This is a genomic window from Acidobacteriota bacterium (assembly GCA_016196065.1).
Classification (GTDB): domain Bacteria; phylum Acidobacteriota; class Terriglobia; order Terriglobales; family Acidobacteriaceae; genus Acidiflorens.
Genome location: JACPYL010000025.1, coordinates 709,954 through 721,444 on the forward strand (window position 1 = coordinate 709,954; position 11,491 = coordinate 721,444).

At 57.6% G+C, this 11,491-nt stretch carries 9 protein-coding genes; 7 read left to right on the plus strand and 2 right to left on the minus strand.

All coding sequences use genetic code 11. From position 1 onward, the window contains the following. Nucleotides 1–80 precede the first annotated feature (80 nt). On the plus strand, nt 81–944 hold the full coding sequence (gene folP / locus HY010_20930; GenBank protein ID MBI3478206.1) for a dihydropteroate synthase: 864 nt from the start codon (nt 81–83) through the stop codon (nt 942–944). Nucleotides 945–1,044: 100 nt separating this feature from the next. Here folP and HY010_20935 read toward each other — a convergent pair whose 3' ends face one another. Next, entirely contained in the window at nt 1,045–2,793 is a 1,749-nt protein-coding gene (locus tag HY010_20935) for a HAMP domain-containing histidine kinase (protein ID MBI3478207.1), read from the minus strand. Nucleotides 2,794–2,937: 144 nt separating this feature from the next. On the opposite strand from HY010_20935, the gene hemB reads away from it, so the two are divergent. The 4 genes from hemB to HY010_20955 all read left to right on the plus strand — a co-directional run bounded on the left by hemB (nt 2,938) and on the right by HY010_20955 (nt 9,347). Further along, on the plus strand, nt 2,938–3,960 hold the full coding sequence (gene hemB / locus HY010_20940) for a porphobilinogen synthase (protein MBI3478208.1): 1,023 nt from the start codon (nt 2,938–2,940) through the stop codon (nt 3,958–3,960). 106 nt (nt 3,961–4,066) lie between these two features. Further along, entirely contained in the window at nt 4,067–4,702 is a 636-nt protein-coding gene (locus tag HY010_20945) for a sigma-70 family RNA polymerase sigma factor (GenBank protein MBI3478209.1), read from the plus strand. 430 nt (nt 4,703–5,132) lie between these two features. Then, entirely contained in the window at nt 5,133–8,273 is a 3,141-nt protein-coding gene (locus tag HY010_20950) for a CHAT domain-containing protein (GenBank protein MBI3478210.1), read from the plus strand. Between the two features lie 54 nt (nt 8,274–8,327). Further along, complete coding sequence (locus HY010_20955; protein MBI3478211.1) at nt 8,328–9,347, plus strand: hypothetical protein; 1,020 nt, start codon at nt 8,328–8,330, stop codon at nt 9,345–9,347. 93 nt (nt 9,348–9,440) lie between these two features. On the opposite strand, the gene HY010_20960 is transcribed toward HY010_20955, so the two are convergent. Then, nucleotides 9,441–10,286 carry a winged helix-turn-helix domain-containing protein gene (locus HY010_20960; GenBank protein MBI3478212.1) on the minus strand — a complete coding sequence of 282 codons (846 nt, stop codon included), beginning with the start codon at nt 10,284–10,286 and terminating at the stop codon, nt 9,441–9,443. A gap of 32 nt (nt 10,287–10,318) precedes the next feature. Between HY010_20960 and HY010_20965 the strand changes: the two genes are divergently transcribed. Further along, nucleotides 10,319–10,546 carry a hypothetical protein gene (locus tag HY010_20965; GenBank protein ID MBI3478213.1) on the plus strand — a complete coding sequence of 76 codons (228 nt, stop codon included), beginning with the start codon at nt 10,319–10,321 and terminating at the stop codon, nt 10,544–10,546. 20 nt (nt 10,547–10,566) lie between these two features. Then, nucleotides 10,567–11,481, plus strand: a complete 915-nt coding sequence (gene miaA, locus HY010_20970; protein MBI3478214.1) for a tRNA (adenosine(37)-N6)-dimethylallyltransferase MiaA — start codon at nt 10,567–10,569, stop codon at nt 11,479–11,481. The last annotated feature ends 10 nt before the right edge of the window (nt 11,482–11,491 follow it).

Consider the following 11,491-nt stretch of genomic DNA (forward strand, 5'->3'; position numbering starts at 1 on the left):
GGACCACTTACGTCATGCGGACAATCTTTCATTGGAACCTCGGTTCCCGGACTCTTGAGTTGGGGCGACGCACTCTGATCATGGGGGTCGTCAATGTCACGCCCGACTCGTTTTCAGATGGCGGCCTTTACTTTGATGCGGAGAGAGCGGTCGTACACGCGGAGCAGCTGCTATCCGAAGGCGCGACGATCATCGACATCGGCGGGGAGTCGACGCGCCCAGGGGCCGCGGTCGCGCCCACCGGGAATGCTGGCAAGACCAGTCCTTCCCAGGAACCGCGGGTCAGAACGCCTGTGACCGAAGAGGAGGAATTGAAGCGCGTCCTGCCGGTCATTCGTGATTTGAAGAGGCGCCGGCCTGATGCGATCCTCAGCGTCGACACTTATAAAGCGTCTGTAGCACGGGCCGCAGTGGATGCCGGGGCTGAGATCGTAAACGACATCAGCGGGTTCCGTTGGGACACAAAGATGGCGAAGACCATCGCGGAACTCAAGGTGGGGGCGGTGCTGATGCACACGCGCGGACGTCCTGATGAATGGCGGTCCCTGCCGCCGATCGGAGATCCCGTGCTGGCGGTCAAGCGCGACTTACGACAATGGGTGGAGACTGCCATTCTGGCTGGCATCAAACGCGATCACCTGGCGGTTGACCCGGGATTCGGATTCGGCAAGAGTTTTGACGAGAACTATCCCTTACTGGCGCACTTTTCGGAACTGCAGCAGATCGGGTGTCCCCTGGTCGCGGGCACATCACGAAAATCATTTATCGGACGGACACTCGCCCGCGACGGCAAGGACGCTCCCGTCGCAAATCGACTTCATGGCACTCTCGCCACAGAAACTGCGCTCATCCTCAAAGGCGCACATATCATCCGGACGCACGACGTGGCCTGCGCGGCCGAAGCAGCAAGGATTGCAGATGCGATTGTGGCGAATGGAGGATAGAAGAAAAGGTCAGAGGTTCGAGGTCAGATTGAAGAGGTAAGAACGCTGCTCCAATTGGGCAGTTACCTCTTCAATCTGACCTTTAACCTCTGCCCTTACCTCACGCTTTTGCGGCTTCGCTGAGTGGCGAACTGGAACGGAATGCGGGCAAACGGATCTCAAACGCCGCTCCCCCTTCGGGACGGTTGTGGCAACTGATCTGCCCTTTGTGATCCTGCACGACTCCATAGGTTGCGCTCAGGCCCAAACCGGTGCCTTTGCCGACCGGCTTAGTTGTGTAGAAGGGATCGAAAACGCGTTCCGGATCACGCAAGCCGGGCCCGTTGTCGGCAAACTCGATGACCACTTCGGCATCGTCCTGCCGCAAAGAGACCTGTAGACTTCCGCCCCCGGCCTCCTGTAAGGCGTCCACTGCGTTCTCGACGACCTGGAGAAAGGCCTGCAGAAGTTGGTTGGAGTTGCCAAGCACGCGCGGCACCACGGCATCACTCTGCACAGTGAGATGGATGTCGCGTTTTTCAAGTTTGAAGCCTTCCATTTGTACCGCACGCTGTAGCAACGGCTTCAACTCGAGTGGAGACTTCTCTCCCGGAGTCTGTTGCGCAAAACTGAGCAAGTCGGTGACAAGGTCGCGGGTGCGACGAGCCTGCTGTCCGATCTTTTGCGCTGTCGAGAGTTGCTGACGGCTAAGGTTCGCGCTGGCCGCAAGACGCTCGGAACTTTCCAATACTGTTGCCAGCGGATACTCCAGTTCGCTCGCCGCCAGGGCCACCAGTTCTCCCAAGGACGCCAGTTTCGCCTGCTGCACGACTCTCCCCTGCAGGCGTTGCAGGTTGTCGTAACTGCTGCGGGACTGCATCAGCAATTGCACAAGTTTGCGATCGAGCAGGTGCTGTTTCAGAAACACAAAGAAAGCCAGTAACGCGACTCCGCCCATCGCGACCGTAAATCTTACTTGCCGCAGGTAGGGCGATTCCGATCCCATGAACAACGCCCAATATCCCATGATCGGCAAGGAGAGCAGAACCACTTTGGCCAGCAGCGGAGCGAAACGGCCGCTGTTGATCGTCCCTGCCGGCATGAATTGGGTCTCGCGCAGGCAACGGCGCCCACTGAGCGCTACGTGAAGAAAGGCAAGCAATGCGATGACAAAAGGAATGTCATACAACCCGCCGGTCCGGTACGTACCATTTGCGATGGCAACGTTAATCGCCTCGGAAGAGATTGCGTAGAGAATGCTCGCCAACAAAATATCGCGGTACAACTTGCGCCACGGGCCGACGCTGGTCATGAACGACCATCCCGAAACCGCAATCACGATCAGCGATTCCGAGAGATACAGGAAATCCCAGCGCAGACTATAGACCGGAATGTTGGGAACCAGATACTCGTCCGGAAAAACCGTAAACGCGTAAACGACAACTCCCCAGACCAGCAAAATAACCACGTTCAACGCACTGGGAAGTACTCCTTCACTTTCATGCGCTTTCTGCGGACGAATGGCCACAGCGGCCATGAGGGGAACGGGGTGCAGGAAAAGAATGATGTCGCCGTAGAAGGGGTCGGGCACCGGCTGCCGCAGAACAACTTCAAACCACAGCCAACCCAACTGATTGCACCACCACATGCCCAGCCCGACAGTCATCAGCGTCCAGAAAATTCGGGTATGACCTCGGCTATCAAGAGCATTTCTGCCGGATAGAACCAATGTGGCCGATCCAATCAGAAAAGGGATCACATCTCCCATCGCAGTCCGAAAAAATGGATGGGGGAACACCATCGGCCCCAGTCCGAAAACCAGAAGAAGCGCGATGCCGCATGCCAGAGACGAAAGTGGACGAAGAGACATTCCCACATCATGATAGGGGTTCCCAGACATTCTGTTGAGGTCACTGTGAGCATACCCATGGTTACTCTAGTAACCATCGAGAGCCAGAGGCCTCACCAGGTCATGGGTTGCACTAGAGTTCCCGTGGGCTGCTAGAATCTGCCTATGTCCTTCCCTGCCACGCGCATGCGGCGTTTGCGGTCGACGGAAGCTCTTCGCTCCATGGTCCGCGAGACCCGGCTCACTCCCGAGGCCTTTGTTTATCCCCTGTTTGTCTGCCCCGGAAACGGAGTTCGCAAGGAAGTGCGTTCCATGCCCGGCGTTTTCAACCTCTCGGTGGACGAAGCAGTGAAAGAAGCGCGGCAGTCGCATGCTTTGGGAGTACCGGCGGTCATCCTTTTCGGGTTGCCGGAAAAGAAGGACGAAACGGCCACCGGTGCGTGGGCCGAGGACGGCATCGTCCAACGCGCAGCTCACGCCATCAAGAGCGAAGTACGGGATTTGTTGATCATGGGCGACGTTTGCCTGTGTGAGTACACTTCGCACGGGCATTGCGGAATCGTGAAATCGGGTCCGCAATCGCTGGGTGCAGCGGCTGCAGCTCCGCCTGCAACCGTCGAATATGAAATCGTCAATGACGCGAGTCTGGAATTGCTGGCGCGCACTTCCGTATCTCTGGCGAAAGCGGGAGTGGACATCATCGCGCCCTCGGACATGATGGATGGACGGGTCGGAGCGATCCGCAAGGCGTTAGACCTGGCCGGCTACATCAATACTCCAATTCTTTCTTACGCCGCCAAGTTTTCTTCCGGATTCTACGGACCATTCCGTGAAGCCGCCGATTCCGCGCCCCAGTTTGGCGACCGCCGCTCCTATCAGATGGATCCCGCGAACATCCGCGAGGCGATGCGGGAAATAGAACTCGACATCGAAGAAGGCGCGGACATGATCATGGTGAAACCGGCGATGCCATATCTTGACGTGATTGCTGCGGCGCGGGATCGTTTTGACCTGCCTCTTGCTGCGTATCAGGTGTCCGGTGAATACGCCATGATCGAAGCGGCCGCCCGGAATCAGTGGATTGATCGCGAACGAGTGATGATGGAATCCCTGCTCTGCATCCGCCGTGCGGGAGCGAGCATGATCCTGACCTACTACGCGCAGGAAGCGGCGAGGCTGCTGGCCTAACGCTTTCCCGCGCTTCACTATGCCCGGGTTGATAGGCTCTTCGCCGATCTTTGCAACGTTTTCCTGAAAATGTTGTAAAATTCCCCCTTCTCAAGGGTACCGCCCCGTGGCCAGCCTCTCGACTCTTCCCTCGGTAGACCTCATCAAAACGTGCGTCGGTGCGGACAATGAAGCCGCGTGGGTTGAGTTCATTCGCCGCTTTCAGCCACTGATTGCGAAAGTTGTGATGCGCACCGCGCGACGAAATTGGGCTCACATCCCGCACCACGTGATTGACGACCTCGTCCAGGATACCTACCTCAAACTATGTGCGGACCAATGCCGCCGGCTACGCCAATTTCAGTCGCGCCACGAGGATTCGATTTATGGATTTCTAAAAGTGGTGGCAGCAAGCGTCGTACTCGACTACTTCAAAAGCGAAACGGCGGAAAAGCGAGATGCCGGGCAAACCGAATCCCTTTCTGACTTTGAGTCCTCCGCTCGACTCGGGATGAGTCCTCAAGGCCGCTTGTCGGCCGAAGATATGATTGCACTGCGGCAAATTGATAGCATTGTAGGCACGCTTTACTCGGGCAAGATCCTGGTCAGAAACAGGGCCATCTTCTGGCTGCACTATCGCGATGGCATGACGGCCCAAGAAATCGCCTCTATTCCATGGATCGGACTCAATACCAAGGGAGTGGAGACGACGCTGCGCAGAACGACTCAGATGATTCAAAGTCACATCGGCAATGATCGTTGAAGGGTTTCTGCCGCCGGGGTCGTTCTTAATAGTGAGTGTCCGGAATTCATACACTTTGTTCCGGTCTCTTGATCTAGGGCCAAAGCGACGAGATTGTTGAGGGACTTTTTTGGATCGTGATTCTGAAAATCTAGAGTCGAGGCAACGTCCGATCCATCCCGTTGATTGCCCGGCTCCGAAGCTGTGGTACGAAATCGCCAGCGGCGAATTGGACGCAGAAACCACTCGGCTATACGTTCAACACGCAACCGACTGCGCGCAGTGTGGTCCCCGTTTGCGCGATGCCGCAATCGATCTGAATGAAGAAACAACGGCGGCTGAAGCAACCGAAATCTCCAATCTAGAGAGTGCTCAAACCCACTGGCAACACCGCCTGACCAGGCGAATCGTTGGCAGCCTCGCCCCTGAACCCACACAAGGGTCAGATCGGATGAGTTGGTGGACGTTGCCTCGCCTCACACTGACGGTGGCAGCGTTATCGGTTCTTGCGGTCGCCGGCTACTTGTATCAAGAGCAACGCAACCCCCAGAAGCACGTCGCACAACTGTTGGCGCAGGCAGCGACCCAGAGACGCTTCAGTGAATTGCGGATGGAGGGGGCAGGCTTTGCCCCAGTCGGTGAAGGACTGAAGCGCGAACCAGGGTCTTCTTTTCTTGGCACGCCCGGCGAACTTCTGAAGGCGGAAGCACTAATTTACGACCAGCTGTCTTCGCATCCCTCCGATTCCTATTGGCTCCATGCCCAAGCCAAGGCGGATCTGCTGGACGGAAAGGTGGATGCTGCGCAAGCTACATTGACGCGGGCATTGCAGTTGAGCCCCAAGTCACCTGAGATTCTGACCGACCTCGCAACCACTTACTTTCAGCAAAAGGACTACGCAGCGTCCTACGAAAAATTGAGCGAGGTTTTGTCGTTGCGGGCGAATGACCCTCTCGCGCTTTTTAATCGCGCTGTCGTTTCAGAAAAACAATTTCTGTATCGGCAGGCTCTCGACGACTGGGACAGCTACCTTAAGGTCGATCCGAATTCGCAATGGGCGGCGGAAGCGCGAGAGCGAGCGGACTCGATCCGCAAGAAACTGCAGCAGCACGAAAAAAGCCGGGCCGAGCCACTACTTTCACCCGCGCAACTGGCGGACTCGAGTCACAGTGCCAACCAAACCGCAGAAACTCAGGTGGACGAACGCATCGACGAATACCTTGTCGAAGCTCTTCGAACCTGGCTACCGAAAGCGTACCCAGGGTCGACAAATCAAGCAGACCCAACTCTGAAGCAGGCGCTTTTTTTTTTGGCGGACCTGACAGCCCGTCGACATTCTGATCTCTGGTTGACTGACCTCCTGCGCGGCTCCTCGAAACCAAATTTTCCAGAAGCAGTAGCGGCCTTATCCGAAGCGGTTCGTGACGATAGAATCGGCGAGTTTGCACGAGGCCGCCAGCAGGCCGAGCGCGCCCAAGAGATATTTCGTGCTTCCGGCAACGCAGCCGGCGCACTGCGAGCAAGTTTTGAGCAAGCATATTCCGCCCAGTTCCGGCGGGACATTGAAACCTGCGAGCGTCAGGCAAGCTCCGCCCTCGCGGAGTCCGAGCGGTATTCTTACCCTTGGCTGCACATTCAACTGGGATTGGAAAAGGGCCTCTGCCTGGGTTTTAACGGGAACATTGGCAGTGATGAAAGAATCGTTCGCACAGCGATGAAACGGGCTCAGCAGAGCGGATATCGGGCACTCTTTCTTCGCACCGTGACGTTCGTGGCCGAGGGTGAGCTGGAAATCGGAGATTCCTCGGCAGCATGGCGCCTGCTGACCACCGGGATGGAGCAATACTGGTCCGGGCAGTTTCCCGTCATGCAAGCGTACAGCTACTACTCGGAATACTCAGTCATTGCTGAGTCCGTCGGCCGACCCCATCTGCAACTCGCCACTATGCGGGAAGGGGTACAACTCATTGATTCCGATCCCGACCTCTCGCTCCGCGCGGTCGCTCATGATGTGTTATCGCACGCGGCCCTGGCCGCTCAGCAGCCGATGCTCGCTGAGCAGCAGTTGTTGGAGGCGGCGCGGCTGTATGCCCTGGCCCCGCAGACCGAAGCCACCAATAGTGATCGATTGGAATCACAGTTCAGAATGGCACAGATCGAAGCGCGTCAGAACAAGTTCGACGACGCCCTCCACGTGCTGGCGAGTGTTCAGCCGGAGATTGAGCGCTCTTCGACCAACTATCTAAAAGCAATATTTTATTCCACTCTCGGTGAAGTACAGCTCCGTCGAGGCGATGGGGGCGACGCCGAGCAGGCGCTATGGAAAGCAATCAGCTTCTCGGAATTCAAGCTTGCTTCGCTGAAGTCGGAGCAGCGGACCATTTGGAATCGAGACGCGGCCCCAAACTACCGCGCTTTGGCGGAAGCAGAATTGACGCAAGGGCGGAACCAGGAAGGACTGGAAATATATGAGTGGCATCTGAACGCAACCCAGCATCCCGGTTCGCGGCTGGATCGCGCGGATGGCAAGACCGCCGATATCCCGTCCTTGCCCGTCGAGGCTCGACTGGAATCCCGGCTTCCCCTTCTCTCTCACGTCACCGTCTTTTCCTACGGATTTCTACCCGATGGTCTTGCGATTTGGGCTTACGACGATCGTGGTTTGCAGACACGTTGGTTTCCAGGTGACAACCAGCAACTCCAGGAGTTGCTCTCGCGTTTCCATAACTTGACCTCCGACCCCCATTCCGAGATGGGCGCGGTCCGGCGGGATGCTCGTAGTCTTTATCAACTGTTGATTGCTCCCATGGAGGACCGGCTCTCTCCGGAACGCACGCTCGTGATTGAGAGCGAAGGCTCGCTGGCACAATTCCCCTTCGAAGCTCTGCTCGATTCCCAGGGACACTACCTGATCGAACGCATGCCGATCGTCCACTCTCTGGGCACCGATACAGATACCTGGCGACAAACCGAAGCCTCAATCTCCGCAACACTGCCGGCGCTCATCGTGGGGAGCACGGCGTCCTCGCAAGTCGATGGAATCATCCAACTTCCCGACATCGAAGCGGAAGCCGACACCGTTGCCAGAGCTTTTCACTCTGCTCGCGTACTCAAAGGGAGCGCAGCCTCTCTGGACCGAGTCAAATCGGAATTACCCGGGGCCGTCATTTTTCACTTTGCGGGACACTCGCTGTTCACAAGAGATAATTCAGGACTGCTGTTGACCGGTGGCGACACTTCCCTGGACCGGCCTGTGGTTCTGGATGTTGCGGCACTGGAAAAACTGGACATCAAGAAAATGCAGCTCGCGGTTCTCTCCGCGTGCAGCACAGCAACGGGCGACGGCGGAACCCGCGGCTTTACGAGCATCCTGGAGACTTTGTTGCTCGCCGAGGTGCCGCACGTCGTTGCCAGCCGGTGGGCCGTTGATTCTGCCGAGTCTCGGAGATTCATCGAGGGCTACTACCAGAACTTACTTTCTGGAAGTTCAGTCTCCGAAGCAGCCCGGCTGACGTCCCGCAAAATGCTTGCCGACCCGCGCACCGCACATCCCTTTTACTGGTCCGCCTTTGCTGCCTACGGCAGGCCATGATCCTGGGCCCCTGCACGATCGCTAGAAAAATCTAAATCAGAAAAGAGGAACGCTATGACGCATCCGCGCCATTGTTCCGCCAAGCCTCTGGCGCTTGTCGGAATTTCCCTGGTGGCATTGCTCTTCGTCGCGTGCAATCAGAAACCATCCAGTACCAACTCCAGGAGCTCACCACGAACGCTATCCGCAGACATTGCTCCGACAACGGTTTTTATTCAATTTGAGGGCCCATGGGCCTTTGCGCCCGATCCCCAAGACCCCAACGGAGTACTGGCTCTAGCCCCCAAGGCGCAGGGCCACCTTGACCTGTACGTGAAAGCCTCGAACGCACAGACTCTCGCTTCCGGCATCTACACTCTGTCGTTGCCGACCACGACTGCCGGCGCGGGCACGCTCGACCCGGATATCGTGCAGGCTCAGGTCACGCCAGCGGGGCTGCAGCACACGCTCGATGCCACAGGCTTGCGATACGCCGTCCGGCTTCCGAAACCGGACGCGTACATCCCGGGAGGACGTGCCGAGAGTCGCGTCGGTGGCACCTATCCGCCGCCCGCTTCCACGCAGGGCAATCACATCACCGCTGTTTCCCTGCGCTATGCCGTGAGCAGTCTGACAGGATTCTCGATATCCGGCACACCCGATACCGGAACGCTCAACCCCGTACCATTGAACGTCGAGACTCCCCTCGTAAGAGTTGTGATTGAACCCGCCCAGTTGGATGACCCGCTGGACCAGTGCGAAACGCACTCGCGTGAATCGTTTCGCGATCTGGTGAAGCTACTGGGAGTTACACAATTTGTAGATTTCCCAAACTACACGTCCGCATGCCAGCAGGTTGATCCGCAACGCGCGGCCAACCAGCGCCCGCGAACGTCTCAGGATCGACTGGCCGCCGCTTGGAACAAAAATCTGTGGGAAGAAGATATGCAAGCGCCAAGATTGGCGGGTGTTGGATTCCCGGCCTGGATCAGCTCATTCGGTAACGGCAAAATGAGGTCCCTGTTGGCGTACGTCGTCCTATTTACTCACCCGGCCGGAGACTGTAGGTCGCCTATCCTCGCACTCCACTTCTGAGTGCCATAATTCTCCCTGCGGCCACTGTCGGCGCGTCCGGCAGTGGTCATTTTTTTTGCGATCAGACGGAGGCCTTCGATGGTGGCCCGAACTTCATGCGCGCGACGGATAGGCCATGCGCACTAGCGTTCGTTCGGAGAATGGAACGTACAGCAGAGCTGCGGTCGCAGCAAAGGCAAGGCCGATTCCGATCTGTGACAAGAGCAGGAAAGGAGCGATTGCCCAAAGCTGATCCATCGCGAGCACAACGGGGAAAAGCCGCGGGAAAGTTTCTCCCAACTTGCGGAAATCGAACCCCACGGCCGAGAGAAGGTAGAAGCGCAATGGGATCCCGGTCGCGCCTGTTACCAGCACCGCGATCACAATCAAGCGAGCAGCCCAGTACGGCAGAGAGTCGGTAGCCACCCGGTCCACTCCGCTCAAGTGATGCAGCGCGTTCACATAAAAAACGAGATACATGACCTGGAGCAGCGCGAACAAGGCGCGCACCATTCCGCGATGCGGCATGGGCACATCAAGACCTGGATGGACAGATTCGCTGTCTGGCTTTGCGTCGCTGCCCGCCGTGGTGGGACTCGTAGAAGCGAGGCCTTCCATGCCATTGACGGGCGCAATGAAACGGTATCCCCGCCGCGCGAGTGTTTCGACGAAGCGCGGACTGGACGCAGAATCGCCGAGCGCTTCGCGAACTTTGTTTATAGCCGTGCTCAAGCTGTGATCAAAATCGACGAACGTGTCAGCTGGCCAGATTTTTTGCCGAAGGTCTTCCCGCGTCACTACCCGTCCCGCATTTTCAAGCAGGACGACAAGGACCTGGAAGGGCTGTTCCTGCAGACGCAGGCGAGCGCCATTTTTGCGGAGTTCTCCAGCCGCCAGGTCCACTTCGAAAAGTCCGAAGCGCAGAAGCCCTGATTCGCCGCTGGATGCTGGGGTCGACATAACTTCGCCCAAGTTTACACTGCGGAGAAGTAGTGATTCGACAACCGCGGATCCTCGCAACGTCTCGCCTGAACTCGCCCCAATCGGGATACAATATCGCCGTGCCTGCACCCACTCCTAAACCCTCGCATGATGACAAGCACCGGCATCAGCATCATGCCTACGCTGCCGAAGCCACCGGGTTGCTGCTGATCGGAGTCCTGCTGCTGATTTTGACGATCGCCCGCTACTGGTCCTACATCAATTGGAGTATTCGCTGACGTTGCTGCCTCGCGAACCGTTGCTGGTCGTGGTCCTCGGTCCAACTGCGAGCGGGAAGACGGCGCTCGCATTAGCCATCGCACGGCGCTTCCCTGGCGAGATCGTCAACTGTGATTCCGTCGCGATGTATCGCGAATTCGAGATCGGCACCGCCAAGCCCACCCTGGCCGAACGTGCTGAGATCCCGCATCATCTGCTCGATTTCGTTGCGCCCACCGAAGATGTCACCGCTGGAGAATATTCCCGTCAGGCACGTGACGCGATACGCGAGATCGCCGTGAAAGGACTCTTGCCCATCGTCAGCGGCGGCACGGGACTCTATCTTCGCGCACTGCTCGAAGGACTCTTTGTCGGACCACAGCGATCGGGGGATTTGCGCAACAAATTGCGTCAACGCGCCGAGAAGAGTGGCCCCGAGCGGATTCACCGCATTCTGCAACGGCTGGACCGTACGGCTGCGGAACGCATTCACGCGAACGATATCCCGAAAGTGATCCGGGCCATCGAAGTGTCCCTCGCTACGCGCCGTCCGATGACTGACCTGTGGCAGGAAGGCCGCGAACCTTTACGGGGCTATCGCATTTTGCGGCTCGGACTGAACCCTGCGCGCGAAGGACTTTACAAGCGCATCAACAGCCGCGCAGAGAAGATGTTTAAACAGGGATTGATCGCCGAAACAGAGCAACTCTGGAAGAAATACGGCGATCATGCGCGGCCCATGGCTTCGCTAGGCTACAAGCAGGCGATGCAGGTTCTCAGCGGCGAGGTCGATCACACACAGGCGTTGTTAGCCGCGCAGCAGGCTCACCGCAACTACGCGAAACGCCAGATGACATGGTTTCGCCGCGAACCGGAAGTCCACTGGCTGCAGGGTTTCGGCGATGATGCAGCGGTTCAGTCCGAAACTTTGCTGTTGGTTCAGCAGAATATCTGACCCCTGAGAA

Coding starts and splice junctions, on each gene's coding strand:
- HY010_20955 (MBI3478211.1), top strand. CDS start 8,328: ATGACGCATCCGCGCCATTGTTCCGCCAAGCCTCTGGCGCTTGTCGGA.
- HY010_20950 (MBI3478210.1), top strand. CDS start 5,133: ATGAGTTGGTGGACGTTGCCTCGCCTCACACTGACGGTGGCAGCGTTA.
- folP (MBI3478206.1), top strand. CDS start 81: ATGGGGGTCGTCAATGTCACGCCCGACTCGTTTTCAGATGGCGGCCTT.
- hemB (MBI3478208.1), top strand. CDS start 2,938: ATGTCCTTCCCTGCCACGCGCATGCGGCGTTTGCGGTCGACGGAAGCT.
- HY010_20960 (MBI3478212.1), bottom strand. CDS start 10,286: ATGTCGACCCCAGCATCCAGCGGCGAATCAGGGCTTCTGCGCTTCGGA.
- HY010_20935 (MBI3478207.1), bottom strand. CDS start 2,793: ATGTCTCTTCGTCCACTTTCGTCTCTGGCATGCGGCATCGCGCTTCTT.